Here is a 23,766-nt window from a genome sequence, read left to right on the forward strand (position 1 = left end):
GGTGGTTGGCGCGCCGGCCTACCGGGCGGAGTCGCTCAACTGTCCTTTGGGGCCGCTGTCTTCCGGTTCCAGCACCGCCTCGTATTTGCCGCGGTAGTACAGCCACCCGAAGACGAGCAGCGTCAGGGGAAAGAACACGAGGGCGACGAGCGCGGCCGGCGGGAACAGGACGAACAGCGCGAACGTCTGCCACGAAACGAGCGTGTCGCGTGCCATACTCGAAATTCAAACCACGTTGTCATGTGTCTTCGGGCGCGCCCGAGGTCCGTTGCAAGTCGGGTCTCGGTAGGTTCCACTGGTCTCTGTCGCCCGAGACGAGTGCGGTATTTTCACCACCTTTTATTTGGTTTGACGCGAAGTAGGGGGAAGTGACTGATATCTCAGATTCTCTTCGGCTCCTTTTCGAGACTTCGGTCGAGCGAGACGGCGACCGTTACGTGGTGTCGATTCCGAGCGAACTCGTCGAAAACGGGTCGATTTCGACGGAGGAACTGTACCGCGTCGCGCTGTTGACGAGTCCGGGCACCGCGTCGACGACCGAGGTTTCGGCCGAACCGACGGCAGCGAAGACGACCGACGGCCGCGGCATCAGTTCGGACGGCGAGCGGGAACCGGAGGCCTCGGCGTCGGATTCCCGCGAGGCGCGTTCACAGCCGCGAAAACCGCCCGTCGCGGAGGGCGACGTCCGAGCCGTCATCATCGACACGCTCGGCGACCAGGGCGACGGCATCGCGAAGGTCGAACGCGGCTTCGTCATCATCGTCCCCGGCACGGAGCCCGGCGACCGCGTCGAGGTCGAAATCACCGACGTGAAACAGACCGTCGCGTTCGCGGAACCGGTCGACGGCGCGGGCGCCAACTGACCCGTCGAGACCGACCGCGGCTTTCGCCCCGCGGTGTTGGCATATTCCAACCGGGGTCCCATTAGGTTCCGAGCCGTAGCCGTCGGTACCACCGCATGTCCGAACGAACGCTCCGTCACGCCTCTTCTCCACGTGACGACACACGAACCGAGTCCCCCCGAGCCGACCGCCCGGCGTTCGAATCGAGCGTCGACGTCGACGCCGCCGCCGACGCTGACGGCGGCCCAGACGCGCGGGCGCAGTCGACGCCCGCGAACCAATGGCGCCCGACCGTCCGACAGGGCATCGCGCTGTGGGCGCTTATCGCGGTCGGCTGGGCGGTCGTTCCCGCCGACCATCCGCTACAGATTGCCGTCGCCGTCAGCGGCGTGTACGCCTCGCTTCTCCTGCCGACGGCGCTCTACTTCGACTTCCGGGAGCGACGCCCCGAATCGAGCCTCCGGCGGGCAGTCCGCGAGACTGCGAGCGCGTTCGCCGCCCGCGCCCGCGGCGCTCTGCCGGGACGCGGCGGTGCGACTCGCTCGTCGTGCACGTGCAATCGCTGACGGGTCCGAGAACGTTACTGCGTCCTCGCGGCCGAGCCCGAACGGTTTGAACGCCCGGCTGAAAACGAAACGGACCGAATCGAAGAGAAAAGCGGCTTTTAGCGCCCGAAATCCCGCGTTACGCGGTCGAACCCACGGTCATCTCGCCCGACTTCTGGGTCGCTTCGAGGAGTTCGCGGTAGCGGTTCCTGATTGTCACTTCGCTGATGTCGGTCACCTCGCTCACCTCGGACTGCGTCAGTTCCTCGTCGGCGAGCAGCCCGCCGGCGTAGATGGCCGCCGCCGCGAGGCCGACGGGGCTCTTGCCGCTGTGGATACCCTGTCGCTTCGCGTTGTCGAGGAGCGACCGAGCGCGGCGCTCCACGTCGTCCGTCACGTCGAGTTCGGAGACGAACCGCGGGAGGTACTGCGCCGGGTCGGCCGGCTTCATGTCCAAGCCCAGCTCGCGGGAGACGTAGCGGTACGTGCGGGTGAGTTCCATCTTGTCGACGCGGGAGACGCGTCGGACCTCGTCGAGCGAGCGCGGGACGCCGGCCTGTCGGGCCGCGGCGTAGATGGCGGCCGTGGCGACGCCTTCGATGGAGCGGCCGGGGAGCAGGTCGTCGTCGAGGGCGCGGCGGTAGATGACCGAGGCGGTCTCGCGGACGGTGTCCGGAAGCCCGAGCGCCGAGCCCATCCGCTCGACCTCGCCGAGCGCCTGCTTGAGGTTGCGCTCCTTGGAGTCGCGGGTGCGGAACCGCTCGTTCCACGTGCGGAGCCGCTGCATCTTCTGACGCTGTCCCGACGACAGGGAGTTGCCGTAGGCGTCTTTGTTCTGCCAGCCGATGTTGGTCGACAGCCCCTTGTCGTGCATCATGTTCGTTGTCGGCGACCCGACGCGGGACTTCTGATCGCGCTCCGCGGCGTCGAACGCGCGCCACTCGGGGCCGCGGTCGATTTCGTCCTCGCGGAGGATTTCGCCCGTCTCGGGGTCGACCCACTCGCCGTGTTGCTCGTCGTAGACGAGGTCGGTCCGGTCTGCGACCGCCGCCTCGGACGACTCGGCCTCGTCTTCGTCGCGCTCGTCGCCGGACCGTCGGGCCTCTGGCTCCGCCGTCGGTGCCGACTCGTCCCGCATCGAACGCCAGTCGACGTGTTTCGTATCCATTGAGTATCGGTTTATTCTCTATCGAGGGTAATGGGCCCTCGGTTGGAATATGCCAAATACCTTCGATTCGAGGGGTGACGGCCGGAGGGCGATTCCGACCACTCAGCCCCGGAGCGCGTCGATAGGCCGCTCGTTCGCCGCCCGCCACGCGGGGTACGCGCCGGCGAGCAGGCTGGTCAGGATACCGAACCCGACCGCCCCGGCCAAGTACAGGAGCGCCGACTGCGTGAAGGCGAAGGGGTCGCCGAGGAACAGCGCGTTCGCCACCATCGCCACGACAACGGCGATAGCGAGCCCCACCGCCGATCCGAGCGCGCCCAGGAGCACCGCCTCGACGAGGAGAATCCGGACGATATCGCCTTTCCCGTAGCCGACCGCCCGCAGGACTCCGATCTCCTCGCGGCGCTTGATGACGGCCATCAGCATCGTGTTCGCAATCGAGACGCCGGCGACGAGAAGCGAGATGGAGCCGAGGCCCGCGAGGAACGCGTTGATTCCGTTCACGAGCGTCTTGAGCAGGCGGACGAGCGAGGTGAGTTCGAACACCAACAGCCTGTCTTTCCGGTCGTTGAAGCGGTCTCGGAGCGCCTCGGCGACGGCTTCGGCCCTGTCAGTCGACTCTGTCATCACCTGCACGCGACTGTACTGTCGGTCCCCAGTCTCCTCGATGGGGAGGTACAGCCGACTCCCGCCGAACGACTGGGTCTCGGCCAGCACGGCGACGACGCGGTAGGTGTGTTCGGTCTCGATCGTCCCGGTGGCCGTCTCCGTCTCGGAGACGAACGTGAGGCGCTCACCGAGTTCGACGCCACGGTCGGCCGCGAACTCGTGGGAGACGACGACGCTCTGCCGCCAGTTCAGGGGAATCTCTCCCCGCGCTATCTCGTGTGTCTTCCGGGGGTCGTCGACGTAAGTGACAGTCACCCCCTCGCGGGTGCCGTCGTCCGTTATCAGCTCCATATTCCCGGTCTGCGTCGCCACGACCGCGGCCGCCCCGACCGTCTCGTCTATCGCTTTGACGTCCTCTCTGTCGAAGTGCGACGCCTCCATGTCGGCCCCCGGCGAGACGTAGACGTTCGTCGCGCCCTGGGCTTGGATGCTCTGCAGTTGGCTCTGCTTGAACGCCGCGCCGCCCGCGCCGATTGCGCCGATTGCGACGACGCCGATGAGTATCGAGGCCGCCGCGAGTATCGACCGGACCTTCGCCCGCGAGATGTTCCGCCGGGCGATGACGAGCCGCGGGAACCGCCCGGCGATTCGGTGGCGCAGGCTCATCGTCTCTCGCCCCTCGTTCGCGTCATTCTAACGCCTCCACGGGCCGCTTGTTCGCGGACTTCCACGCGGGGTACACGCCGGCGAACAGCGACGTGAGAACGCCGAACAGCGCCCCGAGACCGACGTATCGAAGCCCCGCGGCCGTGAACGCCAGCGGGTCGCCGACGAGGAACTGGTTGAGCCCCATCCCGATGCCGAGCGCGAGCGGGACGCCGATTGCGGCACCGACGAGCCCGAGGATGGTCGCCTCGGCGAGAAGCAGGCTCACGACCGCCCGCTTGGGATAGCCGACCGCCCGCATGACGCCGATTTCGCGCTCGCGCTCTATCGCCGTCATCAACATCGTGTTCGCGATGGTGACCGCGGCGACGAGGAGCGAAATCGAGCCGACGCCGATGAGGAACTGGTTTATCATCTCGAACGTCTGACTGAAGCGCTCCCGCTGTTCTTGGACCCCCGAGACGGCGATGGTTCGCCTTCGGGTGTTGAACTCCGTTTCGAGGCTCTCGGCCGCCTCGTCTATCGACCCCGTCTGCGGGTCGACCCTGACGATGACCGAGCCGTACTTCGAATCGGAGTCTTCGAGCTGGCTGAGGCGGTCGAACGGGAGGAACACCGAGCGGTCGGCCTGTAGCTGATCGGCGAACCCCTGCGGTTCGAGCACCGCAGCGACGCGGAACGTCCGCTCGAAGCTCCCGTTTATCGTCACCGTCAGCTGGTCGCCCGTCTCCACGTCGTTGTTGTCGGCGAACCGGGAGCCGACGACGACCTGCTGTCGCCAGCTATCGGGTATCGACCCCGATTGCGCCTCGTAGAACGTCCCGAGGGCCGCCAGTCCCTTCACCTGCGCCGAGGGGGAGGTCTCTCCTGACGACGTGCGGACGACGGTGTCCCAGCGCTCGATGACGGGGTGTACCGTCGCGCCCGAGGTCACCTGTCGCATTCGACTGACGTCCTTGTCCGAGATGCCGCCGACGATGTCCCCGTCGTCGTTCTGGTAGTAGACGGGGCTGACGGTGGCGGTCCCGCCGAACCCCTCGTACGCCTCCATCTGGTCCTGTTTGAACGCCTCGCCGCCCGCGCCGATGGTCCCGATGGCGACGACGCCGATGACGATGGCGACGACGGCCAGCGTGGTCCGCGCGGTGGCGCGCGACAGGTTTCGGCGGGCCAACACGACCGTCGGGAACCGGGCGGTCACCCGGCGGAGCCAACTCACGGGGACGCACCTCGAACAAGAACGGCGCGCGGCCGCCGCTTCGAGACGCTCACGCTCCGTGCCCCCCGTCAGCAGCTGTCTCGCCCGTGTCCTCGATGACGCCGTCGACGAGGTTCACCACGCGGTCGGCCTCCTCGGCGACGTAGGTGTCGTGGGTGACCGTGACGATGGCCACGTCCTCCTCGGCTCGGAGTTCGTCGAACAGGGCGAGGATTTCGTCGCCGGTGTCGCGGTCGAGGTTCCCGGTCGGCTCGTCGGCCAACAGGAGCGCGGGGTCGTTGATGAGCGATCGCGCGATGGCGACGCGCTGTTTCTGTCCCCCCGACAGCTCGTCGGGGTAGTGGTCGAGCCGGTCGCCGAGGCCGACCCGCTGAAGCAGTGTTTTCGCTCGCTCGCGCGTCTTCACCGGGGTCTTGTCGAGCATCCGCGGCATCTCGACGTTCTCCAGCGCCGTCAGCGTCGGAATCAGGTAGAAACTCTGGAACACGAAGCCGATTGCGCGCTTCCGCTTTCGGGTTCGGTCCGCGTCGGAGAACGTCGACACGTCCTGTCCCCGAAGACTGACCGCGCCGTCGGTCGGCACGTCGAGTAGGCCCAGCAGGTTGAGGAGCGTGGACTTCCCGCTCCCCGAGGGGCCGACGATGGCGACGAAGTCGGACGGCGCGATGCCGAAATCGATGCCTTTCAGCGCCCGGACGGTCTGGGTCCCCGTCTGGTACTCCTTCGTGACGTCTTCGCCGCGGAGTATCAGGTCGCCGGCGAGGCTCGCGGCGTCACTCGGGAGGTCCTCGCGGCCGGCCTCCGCCGGCTCTGTCGGCTCCGCCTCCTCGGAGTCGGAGATGTCCCATCTCATCTGTCGTCAGCTCCGCCAGCGATAGACGACCGCACCCACGAGGAGGACCGCGGCGGCACCGCCGACCGGGAGGAGCGGGAGCCCGCCCGCCCCCGAGTCCGGCACGGGGCGACGCATCGTCTGACGGTCGACGCTGACCGACGTGGTGACCGACTTCTCGACGCCGCCGACGCTGTACCGAACCTCGACGGGAACCGAAGAGACGTTGCCCTGTGCGGCGGTTCGGAGGGTGAACGACGAGAAGTCGCTCCCGTCGATGCTCCCGATGAAGTAGTTGCTTCGCTCGACGCTCGACGAGTCCGCGACGGAGACGACGACTCCCTCGACGGCGTCGGAGCCGACGTTCCCGGCGGTCGCCGAGATTTCGAGCGCGCCCCCGGCCTGCGTCGCCTGCACGTCGGTCAGGATGACCTGTCCGGGGTTCGTCGGAGAGCTAAACGCGGGGCGGTACGTGCGGGTGAGTTCGTGTTTCTCGCCGCGGTTCGAGTACTGGAGCGTCACGTTCACCGGGTACGACCCGGCCTCGTCGACCCGCGCGGGGAAGGTGAACGTCGTGGCGTTGCCCGCCTCCAGCCGCGGCTTCACGCGCTCGGTGACGCTGAAGTTCACCTCCGACGAGGAGGAGACGACCCGCAGTTGTCGAATGTCCTCGGTGAGTCCGTTCGAGACGGTGACGTTCACGGACCGAGTGGCACCGGGCACGGCCTCCTCGGTCGAGAGCTCTAGCTGCGGGCGGGAGACCTCCTTCACGTCGACGGTCACCGGGTACCGAACCCGGACGTGCGAGCCGTCGTTCTGTCTGCCGACCAGTACGACGCGGAGGTTTTTCGACCCGGGCTCGTCGAACGAGACGGCGACCGGGATGGTGATGCTCGACCCGATGGTTATCGTTCCCACGTCTTCGATGCGCGCGATGTCGGTGGGGCTTCCCTGTCGGCGGACGTAGACGTCGGTGACGTCGACGACGCTCGGGCTGTTCTCGCCGTTCCGAATCGTCACTTCGAGGTCGGTCTGTTCGCCGGGCGTCGGCTCCGCCGGCGCGACCGTCACGTCGGAGATTCCGATGTGCGCCTCGGCCGCTTTCGCCGGCCCCGTCGCCAGCGGAACGGCGACCGTCGAGAGCACGATGACCGCGACGAAGAGCCACGAGAGAACCGAGCCGACGCCGTCGTTCGGTTCCCGCGGACTCATCCGTTTCTCCTCACGTGATAATGTTGTCTTGCTGCCATCATTGGCTAGTCGAACTAGCCAGCTCCACATAAGTTCCTTGGTTTACATGTCTGTTGCCGAACCAGTCTTCCTGCTGGGTTCGCACTCGGTCGCTTCCCGGGAAAAGCGCGGACGGGGTGGCGTGGGGCGAGGTGCAGTAAGGTCAGGTAAGATGGTGGCGACTTCGACGGGCGGCGCCCGGAATCAGGTCTCGACGCCGAAGCCTTCGTTGCGGAGCGCGGCTTCGAGGCGCTCGCCGTGTTCGCCCTGTAGCTCGATACGTCCGTCGTCGGTCACGGTCCCGCCGACTGCGAGCCGTCGCTTCAGGGTCGACGCGAGGGCGTCCAGTTCGTCGGTCGGGAGGTCGAGGCCGTCGACCACCGTCACGGGCTTACCGTACCGTCGGGTGTCGACGCGAATCGACGCGCGCTGGTCCGCCCGCGCGAGGTCGTCGCCGATTCCGAGGTCGTCCGGCAGGCCGGTGATGTCGCTGAAAGTGTCCTTTCCCACGTATTCGGGTACGCGTCCGCGGCGTATCAGGATGTGGTTGGAATATTCCAACCCTCCTGTGGGCGTGTCCCGCGGGACGTTCGACCCGAGTCGTCGGTCACGCGCTCGCTTCGAGCTTTTCCGGGTCGACGCGCTCTTCGACCTCGGTGCCGAGCGTGCCGGTGACGAACTGCCGGGCCAGCCACGCCTCGGCGCGTGTCAGACGGTACTGGAGCGTCGAGTTCGGGATGTCGAGTTCCTCGGAAATCTCTTGGACGGTGTGCTGGCGCGGCGTCTCGTAGTAGCCGAACTCGACGGCGGCTTCGAGCGCCGCCTGCTGTTCCGGCGGGAGGCCGTCGGCGGAGACGCCCTCTTCGAGCCAGCATTCGGGTTCGCTGATGCGCTGGACGCTCAGCGAAAGGCCGTCGCTGAGGCTGTCTTTGACCTCCTCGTAAATCTCGCTCACCGTGTCGTCGTCGGAGATGAGCAGTCGCCACTGGTTTTGGGCCCCTCGGCGCTCGGCCTGCATCAGGAGACCGTCGCCGATGTGCTTCGCGGCGACGTGCGGAATCGACTGAATCCCGTCGCCCTCCTCGCGGCAGGAGTAGACGATGCGCCCGTTGGGCGTCTCCGAGAGCACCTCGTAGTCCCACTCGACGACCGGCGCGCCGCACATCCCGAGGACGCCGTTGCACCGGGTGGCCTGTTCGATAACCTCGTCGAACGCTTCGAGCGCCTCCGTCGGCCCGGTGAGGCGGTCGAGTCGCCACATCGACTCGCTCGTGGCGTGTATCGCCATGGTCTTGGAGTGTAAGTCCGGGTTCTCGATGAAGAGGTCCATCACCTCGTCGGCACCCCACTCGTACTCGACGGTGAAGACGAATTCGCGCATGGATTCGAGGTAGTCGCCGAAGGCCTATAGCCTTGGTTGGTATGTTCCAACTTCGGCTCGCCGCCCGGGACCACGGGCTCGGGGCCCGAACTTCGGTCGCTCGCCCCGCTCAGGACTCGTCGAACGGCGACCGGGCGTGTTCGGGCACGTTCTCGGGGCGGGCGATGAGGTTCTCTCGGCCGAGGTTTATCTTGGCGACGCTGCCCTCGTCGGCCATCCGCGAGAGGACGCGGCTCACTTTCGACTTCGACCAGCCCGTTCCCTCGACGACCTTCGACTGCCGGAGTTGACCGCCGTTGTCGTCGAGGAGTTTGAGAATGCGCGTCTCGTCGTCGAGGAGTTCCTCCGGGCCGGGATAGGCGTCGGCGGTCGGCTCCGGGCGAACCGGGCCGTCGCTCCCGCCCGTTTGGACTGCGTCCGCCGCCGCCCCGTCGCGCCGGCCGGCGGTGCGGTCGGTCGCGCGAGAGCGAACGTCCGACAGCAGCGCCCGCACCTCGCTTCCGCGGACTCGCGCGCCGACGGCGACCAGGACGACCGCGACGGCCGCGACCGCGAGGACGAGTAGCCAGCCGTCGCCACCGAGCCCCAGCGACCCGACGACCGACCCCGGCGCGGCGTTCGGGTCCGACCCCGCTTCGACCTCCGCGCCGTCTCCGCGCCCGTCGCCGTCGGTGTCGCCGCGGTTCGGGTCGGTCCCGAGGACGTTGACCTCGCGGCCGTCGTCGAGACCGTCGCCGTCGGTGTCGGCGGCGGTCGGGTTCGTCTCGTATCGGTTGACTTCGGGGCCGTCTTCGAGGCCGTCGCCGTCGGTGTCGGCGGCGGTCGGGTCCGTCTCGTGGACGTTGACCTCGGGGCCGTCTTCGAGGCCGTCGCCGTCTGTGTCGGCCTCGGTCGGATTCGTCTCGTAATCGTTGACTTCCGCGCCGTCGTCGAGGCCGTCGCCGTCGGTGTCGGCGGTCGTCGGGTCCGTGCCGTGGGTCGTCACTTCCGCGCCGTCGTCGAGACCGTCGCTGTCGGTGTCGGTTTCGGTCGGGTTGCTCCCCTGCTCGTTGACCTCGACGCCGTCGCTGAGTTCGTCGCCGTCGGTGTCCGTGTTCGTCGGGTCGGTCTCGTAGCGGTTCACCTCCTCGCCGTCGGGCACGCCGTCGGTATCGGTGTCGGCGACGAGCACGTCCGTACCGCGGTCGAGTTCGTCCCGGTTGCCGAGGCCGTCGCCGTCGGCGTCCCCGGCCGGCGCGAGCACCGTGACGCCGTGGCTCGCCTGCGCGACCGGCTCGCCGCCCCCGCCGGGTCTGACGACGGCGGTCAGAGTTCGGTCGCCGGTCGCGTTCACCGGCCACGTCGTGAAGGCGAACTCGACGCGCCGCTCATCGCTCGCGTTCGCCCCCGCGCTCCCGAGCGGTTCGCACGCCAACAGCATCGTCGAGCCGTCGTCGAGGTCGGTCTGTAGGCAGACCTCGTAGTCGTCGCTGTCGGATGCGACGGCCACCGAAACCGTCGACGGCTGCCACGAGGCGACGTACGTCCGGCCGTTCTCGGTCGCGACGACGCCCGCGCCGGCGTGGTTGACCGCACCCACCTCGACGCCGTCCGCCGCGACGACGGCGACCGGTGAGAGGCCTGCCGCGACGACGAGCAACGTCACGACGAGCGCCCACCCGACCCGCGAGACGCGTTTGACTGGCATGTGTTCGCTCCTTATCTGTCGACTCTGCTAGTGTATAATGTTTTGTTTATCTGTTCATTGGGTATTTTTGCAACTCTTTTGAAAGTCAATTTGCCAAGAATGTTTCCGAATCGTGAATTATGTGCCGGTCGTCGCGGTGCGGACGCGGCGTCGGTCTCGGCCGTCGTCGCTGAGATTCACGGGCGCCTCTCTCGTCTCTCGACGGGCCTCGGTCGCCGCTTGTCGCCGCTCGCGCTCGCCCCCTGTCGTCTCTCGCCCGGTCGCCCCTCTGACGTGAGGTAACCGACGTACAGAACCGCTTTCGTCGGCGCTCGCCGCGCCGGAAAACGTTCCGTTAATCCGACTGAAACGGTCGAAACGGTCAGGCGAAACGGTTGCTCGGGAGAGAACGGTCGGGACGACTCTTCCCCATTATCATCCGCCGAGCGATACTGCTGACTGCGATGTGCGAAACCCTCACTCGACGGCAGTTCGGTGCCGGAGTCGCCGCGGCGACCGTCGCCCTCGCCGGCTGTACGGACACGGGCGGGAGCGGCGGCCCGGTGAACGGGACGAACGGCACGGACGCCGAACCCGCGGTCGGCGGCACCGAGACGACCGCAGAGACTGGTGGTGTCGAAGCGACAACCGAAGACGAGACCACGACGGAAGAAACGACGATGGAAACCACCGAGACGACGACGATGGAGACGACCGACTCGTCGCTCGACAACTCGACGACGGCGAACGAGACGGCCGAAAACGAGACCACGGCGAACGAGACATCGACGAACGAGACGACCGAAAACGAAACGACGACCGACGACTCGGCGTGACGGCCGCGGTCGACCCGATGACCCGCTGACGCCCGCGCCGCGACCGAGGCACGGCACGCTCGACTGGTACACCCGACTGCTCGTGCCCGCACCGGCGCTCACCCTCTCCAGCCCTCCACGGCACACTCGGACCCGGTCCCCCCGCGGGACATCCGAATCCCCCTGACGCACCCCTCCAAATTCGGTCCCCCTGACGCAGCCCTTCGCCCGTGCCCTCCAGCACGCCTTCACCGCGCCCTCCAGCGCACCCACCCCAGTCGGAGTCACCCGATTTTCGGAACTTCCCCCGCACGTCGTACCGGCGGCGCGCACTCCGCGGAACATTTACCCGCCCGTTCGCTACTCGGGGTATGGACGCAGACGACAACCACCGCGGGTGGGCCGAGCGCTCCGGCGACTTCTCGCCGGAGTACTACGCCCAAATCGGCCCGAACGAGGTCAGCGAGACGCTCGCGACCGTGTTCGAGCACTACGCGGCGGAAGACGCGTCGGTTCTTGAACTCGGCTGTAGTTCCGGTCGCCACCTCGCACACCTGCGCGACCGCGGCTACGAGGACCTCACCGGCATCGACATCAACGACGACTCCTTCGAGGTGATGGCCGAGTACTTCCCCGAACTCGTCGACACCGGCACGTTCCTCACCGGCGCAATCGAGGACCTGCTTCCCGACTTCCCCGACGACAAATTCGACGTTATCTACTCCGTCGAGACGCTCCAGCACGTCCACCCCGACGACACGTGGGTGTTCGAGGAAATCGCCCGCGTCTCGTCGGACCTCGTGATAACCGCCGAGAACGAGGGTAACGGACCGACCCGCGGACGCTCCGGCTCAGAGGTGAGCTACGTCAACGACGACTTCCCGCTGTATCACCGCAACTGGAAGGACGAGTTCTCCGACCTCGGCCTCGCGCAACTCCTCTGCGAACCGGGCAAGCGCGACACGGTTCGCGTCTTTCGGGTTCTCTAACACTGGTCGCCGTCGGTCCCGTCTCAGCGGCCGATACCGCGCCATCGACAGGCCTCCTCTCGCTCGCTTGTCGCACTCACAAATTGTTTCAACCAAGCCGGCGAACTGAGCGTGCTGACCATGTACACGATGTCCAGCGACGACTTCAGCGTTCACCTGCGCGACTGCGACGAGGCCGGCTCCGGGATTCCCATCACCAGCCTCCCGGACGAAGTCACCTCTCTGGACGACCTGCCGTGTTCCTGCTGGGACGAGTTCGACTCGTTCGACGAACTCGAGTGACGGCCGGGGCGCGAGGGCATCGTTCGGTCGTGGTTTCGGACGCCGACGCACCGCGCGCTCGGCGGGGCTCGTTTCGACGGGTGTTTGACGGCGACAGCGTTGCCTTCCGTGACTTACTGGCTCGGCGAGAGTGCCCAGAGCGTCCCCTCGCCCGTCTGTGCAAACGCCTGCGTCCCGGCCGCGCCGAGGAGATAGCCGTCCGCCGAGAGCGTCGTCTCGAACGGGTGGAAAAACGACGCGCCGCGAGACCACCGAATCCGGCCCGCGCGGGTCCCGACGACGAACGCCTCGTCGGTCGAGGCGGTTCGCTCGACCGGGCTGTCGAAGCGGACTTCGTACCGCTCCGAGCCGTCCCGAACCGCGAGTTCGTACAGCGTCCCGAAGGTGTCCGACGGCGGTTCGTCCGTCCCCTCAGCGACCAGAACCGTCGAGCCCCGCTCGTGGACGCCGACCACCTGCGCGCCGGCCCCGAACGAGGTGCGCCACCGGAGCGACCCGTCGGCCGCGTCGAGCATGGCGATGTCGCCGCCGCCACCGGCGTAGACGCTATCGCCGGCCGGAATCGGCCCCACGTCGGCCCAGTCCCAGCGGTCCGGTCGCCACGCCCACCGGAGGCTCCCGTCCTCGGGTGCCATCGCGAGGACGCCCTCGTCGTCGCCGTAGTAGACCGCCCGCTCGTCGGCGAACAGTTGGTCCTGCGGAGCGATGACGACGGTGAAGCCGACACCGTCGACCGCCGATTGCTCCCACCGAACCGCGCCGTCGTCGGTCGCAAGCGCCGCGAGCGTCCCGTTCGCCGCGTAGAGAGTGTCGCCCGCGATGGCCATCGCAGAGCCGATGTTCCCGACGGTCTGAGACCACCGATGGCTCCCGCTTTTGGCGTCGAACGCACGGACTCGCCCGCGCCCCGCTCCGAGTTTCTCGCCCGCGTACACCGACCCGCCAGCGGCGAGGAGCCCCGTCGGGCGGCCGAAGTCGTGGTCCCACAGGCGCTCGCCGCTCTCTCGGTCGAACGCGACGACCCGCCCCTCGTCGATGTCGCCGTCTCGATGGCCGATGACGGCGACGACCCCCTCAGTGACCGACGGTGGGGAGAGGACGCTCGGTTCGGGCACGGACGCAGACCAGTCCGTCCCGTCGGGCGACCGGAACTGTCGGAGCGACGAACAGCCGGCGAGTCCGCTGGCGAGAGCGATCCCCGCGGCGGCGAGAAACGCGCGACGCGACGGAGAGTCGGAATCGGAGGGAACGCGCGATGGAGGGGACGAAGGCGAGGGCATACGTCGGCTTCTCGCAGGTTGCCGATATGTATTGTGGGTCGGTGGGTGGGGCGACGACGCGGTGGCTCCCCAGCGAGCGTCGCTTTTAGAGTCGGTCGAGGTCGAGCGGCTCCGCCGCCTCCCAGTACCGCTCGAACAGTTCGTCGGCCCACGCGAGCACTTCAGGTTCGGTCACGTCGATAGAGGCTTGGAGGATGCCGTTGTCGTCGCGGAGGAACAGGTGGACGGTCGCGTCGGCGATGGTCGCGGCCATCGGAATCGGCTCGTCGGTGATGCGGACGGCGGCCGCGTCGGCGTCGAGGAGGTCGCGGAGCTGTTCGCGCAGTTGGGAGTCGTGGGCGAGCGCGTCGATGGCGTCCGCCGAGAAGACGCCCTCGAACCGCTGGTCGCCGGCGGCGGTCCGCTCCCTGACGATGTCGAGGTTCTGCTCGTTGAACGCGTAGGAGAAGATGCGCACGTCTTCGGCCTCGCTCAGGAGGGACACGGCGCGCTTGACGGGGGCGTTCGGCCGGACCTGACTCGGCGTGGTAATCGTGGCCTCGGTGAGGTGTTCGAGGTCGAACGTGATGGCGTCGGTCGGGAGCCACTCGACGACCGGCCGGAGTTTGGCGTCGGTGTCGAGGATGTCGACGAGGTCGTCGAACCCCCGCGAGACGAGTTCACCGGTCACCGTCGCCCGGTACGCGCCGTCCTCGCGGACGAGCCACGACCGGTCTTCGAAGTCGCTGAGAACCCGACCCATTGTCGGCTGCGACGCCCCGGTCCGCTCGACCAACTCGCGCCGGGAGTGCGGCCGCTCGGCGAGGTATCTGAGCGCGTCGACGCGGTTCTGCGAGAGCGCGAGAAACGCTATTTCGTCTAATGCCGACTCCATGCGGCGGGGTTGTGCGCGCTCGAATATACTTCTTTCGTGGCGCGAAATAATTTCACAGAATGAATCATCCTCGTCCGCCGCGGACTTTTCTTGCTATGAATTGATTTCTGAATCAAACTATACGTGGGGGAGTTGTATGACTCTCTAAGATGCGTTCACTTCACTCTGCGTTCGGTCTCTCGGTCGGTGGTGTCGAATGGTGACGGCGACGCGCCGGCGGTTCGTCCTGTTCGCGTTGACGGCGTTCTTCTTCGGCGGGACGTTCGTCGCCGCGAAGGCGGGCCTCGACTACCTCCCGCCGCTCCTGTTCGTCGCCCTCCGGTTCGACATCGCGGCGGTATTGCTCGTCGGCTACGTCGTCGCGACCCGGCCGCGCGCCGAACTGCTCCCGCGGTCCGTCCGCGACGTGGTCGGCATCCTCGCCACCGGCGTGTTCGTCATCGGCCTCGCCAACGCTCTCCTGTTCGTGGGACAAGAGCACGTCTCCAGCGGCGTCGGGTCGATTATCTTCAGCCTCAACCCGATTCTGACGCCCGTGTTCGCCATGGCGCTTCTCGCCGACGAGCGACTCTCCACGCGGGGCGCGCTCGGGATGCTCATCGGCCTCCTCGGCGTCGGCCTCGTCGTCGGCGTCGACCCCGCGAACCTGCTCGGCGGCGAGGCGCTCTGGAAGGGCGTCGTCTTCCTCGGCGCGGTCAGCGGAGCGCTCGGGACCGTGCTCATCCGCTGGGCCGACACGTCGCTTTCGAGCACCGTCCGCACGGCGTGGGCGCTCCCCGTCAGCGCGGCGCTCACCCACGGCATGAGCGTCGCCTCCGGCGAGTCGTTCGCCGCGGCCACGTGGTCGCCGACGGCCCTCCTCGCGCTCGCCTACGTCGGCGTCTTCGCCGGCGCGGTGGCCTACCTCACCTACTTCGGCTTCCTCGACGACGTGGGTCCGATTCGCGGCAACCTCGTCTTCTACGCCGTGCCCATCGTCGCGACGCTCGGGGGGACGGTGCTCCTCGGCGAGTCGATTTCGACGCTCACCGTCGTCGGCTTCGCGACCATCTTCACCGGCTTCGCCGTCCTCGCGACGGAATCGCTCCTCGGCGAGGTCGCGCGCGTCTACGGGAAAATCGAGTCTCGCGTGGTCAGTCTCGCCGGGCACGGGGCTCCGGGACGCGACTGAGTCGCGGACGGGTCACTCGCGGAAGTAGAACTGAGAGGGGTAGAGATGTAGGGGCGGACCCATCGAGCGGCGGTCCGAGGGGGCAGGGTCGGAGTACCGTTGGCACGGGATGGGCCGCCTGTCTGTGCTGTTATGTCACCGGTCCGCCGACCAGACAGCGTCGAGCGGACACGTAAGAGTTGTCTGCCACCTAAGTAGTCTTTCTGGCCCGGTTCTCAAAAACGGCCGACTGCGTCGGCTTTCACCCGTCCGTCCGTGTTATCGATACGAGAGCGCGACCGCTCCGAGCGCGGAAATCAGACAGAAGTTCCCGACGCCGATGAGGAACAGTTCGTTCGAGCCAGACGTGTCGACCACGATGACCGCCGCGAACGCCGCGATGCCGAGGGCGAACAGGGCGACGCCGAGATAGCGGTCGTATCGCGGGTCGTAGTCGAGTTCGGCCAGACGCAAGAGCGGTCCCGGCTCGGGCGACTCGTCGCTCCGAGCGTCGCGGACTTTCCCGCGAAAGTGCAGAAGCACCATGCCGGTCGCGCTGGTCCAGACGGCCCCGCCCGCGAGGTCGACCTGCGGGTCGTCGAAGGCGACGACGAGTCCCACGACGAGCGACGCGACGGCTATCGTCCCCGACACGGTCGTCTCGCTCAGCCTCGTCATTCGAAATCGAGCCGAAGATAGCTCGCTCCGTGTCGGTAGTTGTACGCCTCGACGGCGACGCCGACCGCCGAGAGGATGGCGAGGACGCCCCACAGGAGATTCGACAGCGCGCCGCTGGCGTACCCGCCGGCGAACAGGAGCGTCGTGTACACCGCGGAGGCGAGCGGGAAGACTGGATGCTCGCGGAAGGCATCGATTGCGCCCGTGGCCATGTAGACGAGCGTGAGCAGTCCCATGGCCGCGAGCGCCGGACTGACCGACTCGTCGGTGAGAGACAGTAGAGCGACGAGCACGACGGCGACGACCGCAAAAACGGCCAGTCGCCACCGGCTGACGTCGGTGTGGAGAACGGCGGAGGGCATCCCGTTCATATATTTCTGCTGACCTTTTGAGTGTTGGGACTGTGCAGTCGTCCCGCTCTCAGGCCCTCCGCAGGCGGACGACGAAAACCGCGCCGCGGGGGTCGTTGTCCTCGACCCACACGTCGCCGCCGTAGCCGCTCACGATGGTGTCGACGAGGTAGAGCCCGAGACCGGTTCCGGGGCTTTCGAGGCCCTTCTCGCCGCGGCCGAACACCTCCTCTTTTCGGTCGTCGGGGATGCCCGGTCCGTTGTCGGCGATTCGGACGAGCGCCTCGTCGTCCCGGACCTCGACCGACACGTCGATTTCGGCCGGGTCGACGTCGTTGTGCCGCACCGCGTTCGTGAGGAGGTTGCGGAAGACGGTCCCCAGCATGTCGTCGGCGACGACGGTCACGTCCGGCGGCTCGCCGGGGAGCGAGACCGCGGCCTCGGACGTTCCGTCGCGAACCGCGCTCGCCTCGGCCCACAGCGGCCCGGCGAGCGTCGTCGGCCGGTTCGTCTCCTCGTCGTCGAGCATCGTGGCCATGAGGTTCCGGACGTTCTCGGTGAGTTCGGTGGCGTGCTCGCCGCTCCTGATTATCGCGTCGAGGCGCTCGCGAACCACCTCGTCGTCGACCGACTCCTCGACCAACTGGGCGTTGCCGAGGATGACGGCCATGTCGTTGCGGATGTCGTGGCGGATTATCTGGTTGAGCAGGGTGAGCTTCTCGTTCTGGGAGAGAATCGTCTGCTTTTGGCGGTGTAACTCGGTCACGTCGCGGAGGACGATGACCCATCCGATGGTCTGGTCGCCCCGCTCGAGCCGCTGGGACCGGGCGCTGAGGTACACCGTCTCGCCGCCCTCTCGCGTGGTCCTGACGCTGTCGTTGCTCTCGGTCGTCAGGTCGAGGTCCGGCGAGACCCCCGTGAGCGGGTCGCCGACGGCCGCGCCGAAGCGCTCCAAGAGCGCTGCGCCGCGGTCGTTGACGTGGACGATTCGCTCGTCGGCGTCGAGGACGAACACCCCGTCGGGCGACTCCTCCATCGCGGTCGTGTAGGCGATGGGCGGCAGGTCGAGAAACCGGTAGCGGAAGAGCGCGACGCCGATAGCGGCCGACGTGACGGCCGCCGAAGTTGGCACGAGGTTCACGCCGTCGCTACTGAACGGGGGGATTCCGAACGTGGTGCAGGCCACGAAAACGAACGGGGCGGCGAGGCCGACGCTCACCAGCACCGCCTGCGGGATGTACGGCCGTCTGAGCCGAACCGCCTCGTAGAGGATGAGCGCGACGGCCAGCACGGAGAGCACCGCGTTGTAGAGCAACTGCAACACCACGTGGCCGAGGCCGACGTCGACCCGCATGACGACGACGCCGTTCGTCTCGACGAGGCGCGTCCCCTCGATGGCGAGGTCGTGGGGATTCGCGAACAGGAGCGCCAGAAAGACCACCGGAACGGCCATGAGCGCCGCGACCACTCCGGGCGTGACTCGGCGAATCCGGTCGGTGTGAAGGAGCGTAAAGAGGAGCGCGAGCGCGCCGAGCGGCGCGACGCCGAAGTAGAGAAGCCGGTAGAAAAGCAGCTTCAGCGACGGGTCGGTCTGTAGGAGTTTGAGTGCCGAAAACCCGGTCCAGAGGACGAGCCCGACGTTCACGGCGAAGAACGCGCCGAGGTCGGACGACCGCCCGTGGAGCCGCATGTGCCGAAGGCTGTAGACTCCCAACAGGGCCGAGGTAATCATCGCAAAGAGGGTCGGCAGCGCGAAGACGGTGTATTGCCACCCCATCTCTCACCGCCCCCAACCGCCGCTCGCGTCCATCGGTGCGTGTTCTGTTCCCGCTCTGGTATTTAGAAGTACTTGTTCGGAAGCCGATTCCGCCTCGATATCGGCGTAAACCGTCATAGGGTTCCCAGTTCCCCGATTCCCTCGGGTTCGTCACCCGAACAGTTTATCTCAGTCGCTGTGCCACGGACGGCCGAACCGCCGTGACCGAGACGACAGACGAGACGAGCGCGGACCCCGTCGCGGTCCTCCTCGTCGACGACAACCGCGACTGGCTGACGCTCGTGGTACAGCGACTCCACGAGGAGGCCCCCGACTTCGACGTTCGGGCGGCCAACAGCGTCGACGGGGCGCTCGACCGCCTCACCGACGACGTGGAGTGCGTCGTCAGCGACTACTACATGCCCGGACGAACGGGTATCGAACTGCTGGCGGCGGTCCGCGAAGACCGACCGGACCTCCCGTTTCTCCTCTTTACCGGCGCCGGAAACGAGGGGCTCGCCAGCAGCGCGCTGTCGGCCGGCGCGGACGACTACATCGTCAAGACGAGCGTCGACGACAGCGCCGCAGCGCTCGCCACGCGTGTCCGAACCGCGGTCGACAAGCACCGGACGGAGCGCGCGCTCGCGGAGAGCGAAGCGCGCTACCGGACGCTCGTCGAGAGCGTCCGCGACGCCATCTTCGTCGCTCGCGACGGCGGCGTCGTCCTCGTCAACGATGCGGCGACGACGCTCACCGGCTACGACCGCGCGGCGCTCCTCGCCGACGACATCGTCGAGACGGTTGTCCACCCGGACGACCGGGTCCGCGTCCGCGACGCGCTCGACCTGTCGGCCCCGCAGTCGCTCGACATCCGCATCCGCACCCGCGACGGCGAGACTCGCCACTGCATCCTCGACGTGGACCACGTCGTCGACGACGGCCTGCCCGGCAGTATCGGCGTCCTCCGCGACATCACGGCGCAGGTCCACCACCAGCGCCGACTCGAACGCGAGCGCGACACGAAGGAGGCGATTCGCGAGATTCTCGTCCGACAGTCCTCGCGGGTGGAGGTCGCGGAGGCGTTCTGCCGGTACATCGGGAGCGACCCCGACACCACCGTGGCGTGGGTTGGCGAGCGGACCGCGGGCGGCGGACTCGACCCGCTCGCGGTCGAAGGCGACGGGTCGTACCTCCGGGCCGCCGGCGTGCTCGACGCCGACGCGGCCGCGCGGCGCGACTCGACCGAACCGAGCCTGACCGCCTTCCGCGAGGGGGGAACAACCGTTCGCACAGTCGGTGCAGAAGCGTCACACCCCGGGAGCCCCGACGCTGATTCCGACCGGCGCTGGGTCGAGGCCGCGTCCGCGGCCGGAATCGAAACTGCGGTCGCAGTCTCGCTCCGATACGGCGGCGTCGACTACGGCGTCCTCGGCGTCTACCGCCGCGGTGCCGACGACGACCGCGAGCGCCGGCGGTTCGAAGAACTGGCGGAGACGCTCGGGTACGCCCTCAGCACCGCCGAGGGCCGGGAGGCGCTCGTGGCCGACGAGGTCGTCCGCGTCCGACTCAGCGTCCGCGACGGCGGCGCGGGGGTTCTGGCGGTCGGCGACGCCCTCGGTCGGGACGCGGAACTCGTCGTCCACACGGTGTTGCCCCGCGGCGACAGCGAGCGCTACTTCGTGACGGTTCGCGGGGCGACCGAGGCCGCGGTGACCGACGCGTTGGCGAGTCTCGACGGCGTGACGCCCGGGGGCGTGGTGGCCGAGGACGAAGTTGTCAGGGCGCAGTTCGACACGGCCGCGCCCTCTTTCGGGACGGCCATCGCCGACGCGGGCGGCGTCCTCCAGCGCGTCGTCGTGGCCGCCGGCGAGGCGACGGTCGTCGTCGACCTCCCCCGGCGGCGACCGGCCGGCCCGTTCGTCGAGGCGCTCGCAGCCGGGTTCGACAGCGTCGTCATGACCGCGCGGAACCACCGCTCCGTCGAGTCCGATATCGGGGCCAGCGTGTTGGCCGGACTCACAGACCGACAGCGCGAGTCGCTCGAAGTCGCGTACCGAACGGGCTACTTCGAGCGTCCGAAGCGCCGCAGCGCCGCCGAGGTCGCGGAGGCCATCGGCGTCTCGCGGTCGACGTTCACCCAACACCTCAGGGCGGCCCAGCGGAAGGTCTTCGCCGAGCTGTTCGACGGCGAGCCCGGCGACGTGTAATCCAGTCGAGCCGACACGCCCGGTCGGTCCTCGTCTCATCTCTCCCCTGACGAAGGCTATCACGTCACCCGGTTTTTGCCGGATACCGCATAGTGGTGGTATCGGATTATTGCCGCCTAATCGAGTAGCTATCTCTGAAGGTCACCCCACCCAGAACGTCACGGAAGGGAGTGGGTGTATGGTGGGCCGCACGGAGAAACCGATGCCAGAGAAAGTATTCAAACTCACACGACGCCGCGCCCTCGGGGGACTCCTCACGATCGGTGCGGGAAGCGCCGCAGCCGGGGTGGGCACGTTCGCCCTCTTCAACGACACCGAATCGAGCACCGAGAACACGCTCCAGGCGGGGACGCTGAGCCTCGCCGACGGAGCCAGTTCCGCGAGCTTCAGCGCCACGGGCCTCGCGCCCGGCGACGAGACCGACACCTTCGAAGTGGACCTCGAAAACGACGGGACGCTCGACGGGAGCCTCGACATCGACCTCGCGCTGACCGAAAACGACAGCGACGCCACGGCCGGCGACGACGGCGACGCGAACGCCTCGGTGGCGGACCTCGCGGGCGTCCTCGACGTGACGACGTTCGAAGTCGGGAGCCTCGACGTGCTCGCCGACCGCTTCGGTGGGTCGGCTACCCTCGCGGACGTGGTCGCCAACAACGCCGGCGAGGACGACGACTCCAACGTCCGAGACATCGCGCTCGCGTCCGGCGAGACCAAGACGTTCTCCTTCGCGCTGGAGATGCAGGAGAGCGCCGGCAACGAGTTCCAGGCCGACGGCCTCGACGTCCAGTTCGACTTCGAGCTGAACCAGCGGGACAGCCAGTAACCACACTCGCGTTCGCGGGCGACGCAGACGACGCACCCGGTCGCAGTCGACCGAGTTCACCTCTTTCGTCCCGACCCGCCGGACGCACTCACCGACGCCACTCGATGCCGAAACAGACACCAACGCTGACGCTCACTCGACGCCGATTCCTCGGCGGCCTCTTCACGATTAGCGCCGGGAGCGCCGCCGCGGGCGTTGGCACGTACTCGGCGTTTTCCGACACCGAGCGCGCCGACGCGTCGTTCGGCGTCGGCACGCTCGACCTGACGGTCGACGGCGACGACGAGCGACTCACGTTCCTCGAAGAGTCCGGCCTCGCGCCCGGCGACAGCGGCACCGCGTCGGTGACGCTCCGCAACCGCGGGTCGCTCCCGGGTTTTCTCGACATCGACGTACTCGGTGTCACCGACGACGAGAACGGCCAGTCGGAGCCCCCGTCGCAGAACGACCCCCGCGTCGGGGACGGCGAACTCGCGCAGGCGCTCGAAGTCCGCGCGTGGCTCGAAGCCCCGGACGGGTCGAAGACGTTCCTCTGCGGCAGTTCCGACTACGCGATCCTCGACTCGATGTTCGTCGCAGACGAGACGTTCGACCTCGACTACGAACTCGCCCCCGGCGAGTCCGTCGAGTTCGTCATCGCGTGGCGGCTCCCGTCGAGCGCCGGCAACGAGGTCGCCTCGGACGTCGCGGGCGTCGACCTCCGGTTCGCGCTCGACCAGCGGGCCGACGACGACGGCGACGCCACTTGCGAGGTCGACGACGACGGTGACGACGATGACGACAATGGCGACGGTGACGACGATTCGGCGTCCGGTTCCGGCGACGCCCGCGCCGCGATGGGCGGGTGGGACTGGGCGACGCTCGCTCGCTACGGCGACCCCGAAAACGGCTCCGCCCCCGGTAACTCGGAGCCGGAGAACTACGAAGTCGCGGTGCTGAAGCGCTCCGGACGCTCCGAGACCCGCGTCCACAAGCAGAACGACCACTGGCAGCACGCGTGGTCCTCGGGACGGACCGAGTCGTTCCGGGTCGACTTCGACGGCAGCAAGGTGACGATGACCATCGGCGGCACCGAGTACCCGGACAAGAACGGGCGGAAGGCGCAGGGCGTCGGCGCGGACGACGTGGTCGCGCTCGGCGTCACAGTCTCCGCCTCGGCCGCCGGGTCGTCGGTCACGGTCTCGGACCTCGAACTCTCCGCGGACGGGGAGACGAGCGCCCTCGCCGACGTCTCGGTCGACGCGACCGGCACGAGCCACGTCCGCATCGACCGCGAGATTGACGGGTCGTTCTCGCTCACGGGGACGCTCCGGTTCTCGTGGGATGCTGACGAAGATATCGACCCCGACGACCTCGTGGTTCGGGTCGACGTCAAGACGGGCGACGATGACGGCGACGACAGTCATCACGACGACAGAGATGGCGACGATGACGACCACGGTCACGACGGTGACGGTGGCTCGGACAGCGATGACGACGACGGTGAAGACGACGACGAGAACGAAGACGAGGACGGCAACGAGAACGACGACGACGATGACGACGGAGACGACTGACCGATGCACTGGTCCCGTCTCGCCGCGGCGGCTCGCGTCCTTGGCGGCGTCGTCCTCCTCGTCGCCGTCGCCCTCGTCGTCGTGCTCGCTGCCCCGCAGGTATTCGGTGCCGAGGCCAGTTACACCGTCCTCTCGGGGAGCATGTCGCCGACGTTCGACGCCGGCGACGTGGTGGTCGTCCGCGACGTTCCGCCCACGGACATCTCGGAGGGAGATATCATCACCTACCGGGAAGCCGGCAGCGCCATCACCGACGAGCGGACCGACCGCGTGACCCACCGGGTCGTCGCGGTGGACCGAAGCGGCGACAGTCCGGTGTTCCGGACGAAGGGCGACGCCAACGAGGACGTCGACTCGGACCCCGTCGCGGCCGACCGCGTGGTCGGGAGCGTCTGGTTCCACGTGCCGTACCTCGGACTCGCCTCCCAGTTTGCCCAGTCGAAACTCGGCTTGGTCCTGTTCGTCATCCTCCCCGGCGCGCTCCTCGTCGTGACCGAACTCTACTCGCTGTACACTGACGCGCTCGTCGAGGTCGACGGCGACGAGGAGGACGGCCCCGGGGGGAGCGCCGAAAGCGCTGGAAGCGACGGCCGGCCCAACGGCGGAGCCGGTATCGACGCCGGTTACGTCAGCGCCTCGGACGGCGGCGTCACGCTCTACCCGGAGCGGACGGGGGTCCGCCTTTCGGACCCCGTCGCAGTCGTCGAATCGCCTCCCTCGTCTTCCGCCTCCGACACCTCCGCTTCGACCGACGATATCGAGTGGGTGACCGACCCTGCCGACCGCGATGCGGCGGCGACGGCGGCCGACGAGACGCCCGCATCCGAGGACGGGCGGTGATTCCC

Annotated in this window: 24 protein-coding genes; 10 read left to right on the forward strand and 14 right to left on the reverse strand. The window is 67.9% G+C overall.

Annotated elements, in window-relative coordinates:
* Positions 1 to 18: 18 nt before the first annotated feature.
* Entirely contained in the window at positions 19 to 216 is a 198-nt protein-coding gene (locus DEQ92_RS13455) for a hypothetical protein (protein WP_008097216.1), read from the reverse strand.
* A gap of 152 nt (positions 217 to 368) precedes the next feature.
* On the opposite strand from DEQ92_RS13455, the gene DEQ92_RS13460 reads away from it, so the two are divergent.
* On the forward strand, positions 369 to 863 hold the full coding sequence (locus tag DEQ92_RS13460) for a TRAM domain-containing protein (RefSeq protein WP_049968789.1): 495 nt from the start codon (positions 369 to 371) through the stop codon (positions 861 to 863).
* A 95-nt stretch (positions 864 to 958) separates the two neighbouring features.
* Positions 959 to 1,408 carry a hypothetical protein gene (locus DEQ92_RS13465; RefSeq protein WP_115820954.1) on the forward strand — a complete coding sequence of 150 codons (450 nt, stop codon included), beginning with the start codon at positions 959 to 961 and terminating at the stop codon, positions 1,406 to 1,408.
* 118 nt (positions 1,409 to 1,526) lie between these two features.
* On the opposite strand, the gene DEQ92_RS13470 is transcribed toward DEQ92_RS13465, so the two are convergent.
* The 8 genes from DEQ92_RS13470 to DEQ92_RS13505 all read right to left on the reverse strand — a co-directional run bounded on the left by DEQ92_RS13470 (position 1,527) and on the right by DEQ92_RS13505 (position 10,179).
* A complete protein-coding gene (locus DEQ92_RS13470; RefSeq protein WP_008097219.1) occupies positions 1,527 to 2,555 on the reverse strand; it encodes a transcription initiation factor IIB family protein in 1,029 nt (342 codons plus the stop codon).
* 102 nt (positions 2,556 to 2,657) lie between these two features.
* Positions 2,658 to 3,830 carry an ABC transporter permease gene (locus tag DEQ92_RS13475; protein WP_008097220.1) on the reverse strand — a complete coding sequence of 391 codons (1,173 nt, stop codon included), beginning with the start codon at positions 3,828 to 3,830 and terminating at the stop codon, positions 2,658 to 2,660.
* A gap of 22 nt (positions 3,831 to 3,852) precedes the next feature.
* The gene (locus DEQ92_RS13480; RefSeq protein WP_049968792.1) at positions 3,853 to 5,049 is read right to left on the reverse strand and encodes an ABC transporter permease; all 1,197 of its coding nucleotides are present in this window, start codon (positions 5,047 to 5,049) and stop codon (positions 3,853 to 3,855) included.
* Between the two features lie 49 nt (positions 5,050 to 5,098).
* Positions 5,099 to 5,902, reverse strand: coding sequence for an ABC transporter ATP-binding protein (locus tag DEQ92_RS13485; RefSeq protein WP_115820955.1), 804 nt, complete (start codon positions 5,900 to 5,902; stop codon positions 5,099 to 5,101).
* 6 nt (positions 5,903 to 5,908) lie between these two features.
* A complete protein-coding gene (locus DEQ92_RS13490; RefSeq protein ID WP_049968793.1) occupies positions 5,909 to 7,093 on the reverse strand; it encodes a hypothetical protein in 1,185 nt (394 codons plus the stop codon).
* 222 nt (positions 7,094 to 7,315) lie between these two features.
* Positions 7,316 to 7,621: a translation initiation factor gene (locus tag DEQ92_RS13495; protein WP_008097228.1), complete on the reverse strand. Its 306-nt coding sequence runs from the start codon at positions 7,619 to 7,621 to the stop codon at positions 7,316 to 7,318.
* Positions 7,622 to 7,718: 97 nt separating this feature from the next.
* Positions 7,719 to 8,492, reverse strand: a complete 774-nt coding sequence (locus tag DEQ92_RS13500; protein WP_115820956.1) for a helix-turn-helix domain-containing protein — start codon at positions 8,490 to 8,492, stop codon at positions 7,719 to 7,721.
* A gap of 109 nt (positions 8,493 to 8,601) precedes the next feature.
* Positions 8,602 to 10,179 (reverse strand): helix-turn-helix domain-containing protein, encoded by a 1,578-nt coding sequence (locus tag DEQ92_RS13505; protein WP_115820957.1) that lies wholly within the window; start codon positions 10,177 to 10,179, stop codon positions 8,602 to 8,604.
* Positions 10,180 to 10,622: 443 nt separating this feature from the next.
* Here DEQ92_RS13505 and DEQ92_RS13510 point away from each other — a divergent pair, with 443 nt between their 5' ends.
* The 3 genes from DEQ92_RS13510 (at position 10,623) to DEQ92_RS23900 (ending at position 12,244) form a co-directional block, all read left to right on the forward strand.
* Positions 10,623 to 10,994 (forward strand): hypothetical protein, encoded by a 372-nt coding sequence (locus DEQ92_RS13510; RefSeq protein WP_115820958.1) that lies wholly within the window; start codon positions 10,623 to 10,625, stop codon positions 10,992 to 10,994.
* Between the two features lie 350 nt (positions 10,995 to 11,344).
* Positions 11,345 to 11,962, forward strand: coding sequence for a class I SAM-dependent methyltransferase (locus DEQ92_RS13515; RefSeq protein ID WP_004971616.1), 618 nt, complete (start codon positions 11,345 to 11,347; stop codon positions 11,960 to 11,962).
* A gap of 120 nt (positions 11,963 to 12,082) precedes the next feature.
* Complete coding sequence (locus DEQ92_RS23900) at positions 12,083 to 12,244, forward strand: hypothetical protein (protein ID WP_004971617.1); 162 nt, start codon at positions 12,083 to 12,085, stop codon at positions 12,242 to 12,244.
* 113 nt (positions 12,245 to 12,357) lie between these two features.
* On the opposite strand, the gene DEQ92_RS13520 is transcribed toward DEQ92_RS23900, so the two are convergent.
* Both DEQ92_RS13520 and DEQ92_RS13525 read right to left on the reverse strand, forming a co-directional pair.
* Positions 12,358 to 13,359: a PQQ-binding-like beta-propeller repeat protein gene (locus DEQ92_RS13520; RefSeq protein ID WP_115821015.1), complete on the reverse strand. Its 1,002-nt coding sequence runs from the start codon at positions 13,357 to 13,359 to the stop codon at positions 12,358 to 12,360.
* 250 nt (positions 13,360 to 13,609) lie between these two features.
* Positions 13,610 to 14,398, reverse strand: a complete 789-nt coding sequence (locus DEQ92_RS13525) for a winged helix-turn-helix domain-containing protein (RefSeq protein WP_115820959.1) — start codon at positions 14,396 to 14,398, stop codon at positions 13,610 to 13,612.
* A gap of 196 nt (positions 14,399 to 14,594) precedes the next feature.
* Between DEQ92_RS13525 and DEQ92_RS13530 the strand changes: the two genes are divergently transcribed.
* On the forward strand, positions 14,595 to 15,569 hold the full coding sequence (locus DEQ92_RS13530; protein ID WP_008097238.1) for a DMT family transporter: 975 nt from the start codon (positions 14,595 to 14,597) through the stop codon (positions 15,567 to 15,569).
* A gap of 258 nt (positions 15,570 to 15,827) precedes the next feature.
* Here the strand turns inward: DEQ92_RS13530 and DEQ92_RS13535 are convergent, their stop codons facing one another.
* From DEQ92_RS13535 to DEQ92_RS13545, 3 genes are read right to left on the reverse strand one after another with little or no spacing between them, the layout of a single operon-like run.
* Positions 15,828 to 16,226: a hypothetical protein gene (locus tag DEQ92_RS13535; protein ID WP_115820960.1), complete on the reverse strand. Its 399-nt coding sequence runs from the start codon at positions 16,224 to 16,226 to the stop codon at positions 15,828 to 15,830.
* Positions 16,223 to 16,588 (reverse strand): phosphatidate cytidylyltransferase, encoded by a 366-nt coding sequence (locus DEQ92_RS13540; protein ID WP_199522914.1) that lies wholly within the window; start codon positions 16,586 to 16,588, stop codon positions 16,223 to 16,225. Before DEQ92_RS13540 ends, DEQ92_RS13535 begins: the two co-directional genes overlap by 4 nt.
* A 58-nt stretch (positions 16,589 to 16,646) precedes the next feature.
* Positions 16,647 to 18,353 (reverse strand): histidine kinase N-terminal 7TM domain-containing protein, encoded by a 1,707-nt coding sequence (locus DEQ92_RS13545; protein ID WP_115820961.1) that lies wholly within the window; start codon positions 18,351 to 18,353, stop codon positions 16,647 to 16,649.
* Between the two features lie 200 nt (positions 18,354 to 18,553).
* Between DEQ92_RS13545 and DEQ92_RS13550 the strand changes: the two genes are divergently transcribed.
* From DEQ92_RS13550 to DEQ92_RS13565, 4 genes are all read left to right on the forward strand, one after another.
* Positions 18,554 to 20,539, forward strand: coding sequence for a helix-turn-helix domain-containing protein (locus tag DEQ92_RS13550; protein ID WP_115820962.1), 1,986 nt, complete (start codon positions 18,554 to 18,556; stop codon positions 20,537 to 20,539).
* A gap of 202 nt (positions 20,540 to 20,741) precedes the next feature.
* Positions 20,742 to 21,365, forward strand: a complete 624-nt coding sequence (locus DEQ92_RS13555; RefSeq protein WP_115821017.1) for a TasA family protein — start codon at positions 20,742 to 20,744, stop codon at positions 21,363 to 21,365.
* Positions 21,366 to 21,469: 104 nt separating this feature from the next.
* On the forward strand, positions 21,470 to 22,921 hold the full coding sequence (locus tag DEQ92_RS13560) for a TasA family protein (RefSeq protein WP_115820963.1): 1,452 nt from the start codon (positions 21,470 to 21,472) through the stop codon (positions 22,919 to 22,921).
* Positions 22,922 to 22,924: 3 nt separating this feature from the next.
* Positions 22,925 to 23,761: a signal peptidase I gene (locus tag DEQ92_RS13565; RefSeq protein ID WP_008097249.1), complete on the forward strand. Its 837-nt coding sequence runs from the start codon at positions 22,925 to 22,927 to the stop codon at positions 23,759 to 23,761.
* Positions 23,762 to 23,766 lie beyond the last annotated feature (5 nt).

This window comes from Haloferax sp. Atlit-6N (assembly GCF_003383195.1).
GTDB lineage: Archaea > Halobacteriota > Halobacteria > Halobacteriales > Haloferacaceae > Haloferax > Haloferax gibbonsii.

Bases quoted from the DNA above. Each gene is read 5' to 3' on its own strand.
- DEQ92_RS13510 (WP_115820958.1), top strand. From the start codon at position 10,623: ATGTGCGAAACCCTCACTCGACGGCAGTTCGGTGCCGGAGTCGCCGCG.
- DEQ92_RS13565 (WP_008097249.1), top strand. From the start codon at position 22,925: ATGCACTGGTCCCGTCTCGCCGCGGCGGCTCGCGTCCTTGGCGGCGTC.
- DEQ92_RS13545 (WP_115820961.1), bottom strand. From the start codon at position 18,353: ATGGGGTGGCAATACACCGTCTTCGCGCTGCCGACCCTCTTTGCGATG.
- DEQ92_RS13465 (WP_115820954.1), top strand. From the start codon at position 959: ATGTCCGAACGAACGCTCCGTCACGCCTCTTCTCCACGTGACGACACA.
- DEQ92_RS13525 (WP_115820959.1), bottom strand. From the start codon at position 14,398: ATGGAGTCGGCATTAGACGAAATAGCGTTTCTCGCGCTCTCGCAGAAC.
- DEQ92_RS13540 (WP_199522914.1), bottom strand. From the start codon at position 16,588: ATGCCCTCCGCCGTTCTCCACACCGACGTCAGCCGGTGGCGACTGGCC.
- DEQ92_RS13455 (WP_008097216.1), bottom strand. From the start codon at position 216: ATGGCACGCGACACGCTCGTTTCGTGGCAGACGTTCGCGCTGTTCGTC.
- DEQ92_RS13535 (WP_115820960.1), bottom strand. From the start codon at position 16,226: ATGACGAGGCTGAGCGAGACGACCGTGTCGGGGACGATAGCCGTCGCG.
- DEQ92_RS13475 (WP_008097220.1), bottom strand. From the start codon at position 3,830: ATGAGCCTGCGCCACCGAATCGCCGGGCGGTTCCCGCGGCTCGTCATC.
- DEQ92_RS13555 (WP_115821017.1), top strand. From the start codon at position 20,742: ATGCCAGAGAAAGTATTCAAACTCACACGACGCCGCGCCCTCGGGGGA.
- DEQ92_RS13470 (WP_008097219.1), bottom strand. From the start codon at position 2,555: ATGGATACGAAACACGTCGACTGGCGTTCGATGCGGGACGAGTCGGCA.
- DEQ92_RS13530 (WP_008097238.1), top strand. From the start codon at position 14,595: ATGGTGACGGCGACGCGCCGGCGGTTCGTCCTGTTCGCGTTGACGGCG.
- DEQ92_RS13560 (WP_115820963.1), top strand. From the start codon at position 21,470: ATGCCGAAACAGACACCAACGCTGACGCTCACTCGACGCCGATTCCTC.
- DEQ92_RS23900 (WP_004971617.1), top strand. From the start codon at position 12,083: ATGTACACGATGTCCAGCGACGACTTCAGCGTTCACCTGCGCGACTGC.
- DEQ92_RS13485 (WP_115820955.1), bottom strand. From the start codon at position 5,902: ATGAGATGGGACATCTCCGACTCCGAGGAGGCGGAGCCGACAGAGCCG.
- DEQ92_RS13515 (WP_004971616.1), top strand. From the start codon at position 11,345: ATGGACGCAGACGACAACCACCGCGGGTGGGCCGAGCGCTCCGGCGAC.
- DEQ92_RS13490 (WP_049968793.1), bottom strand. From the start codon at position 7,093: ATGAGTCCGCGGGAACCGAACGACGGCGTCGGCTCGGTTCTCTCGTGG.
- DEQ92_RS13500 (WP_115820956.1), bottom strand. From the start codon at position 8,492: ATGCGCGAATTCGTCTTCACCGTCGAGTACGAGTGGGGTGCCGACGAG.
- DEQ92_RS13505 (WP_115820957.1), bottom strand. From the start codon at position 10,179: ATGCCAGTCAAACGCGTCTCGCGGGTCGGGTGGGCGCTCGTCGTGACG.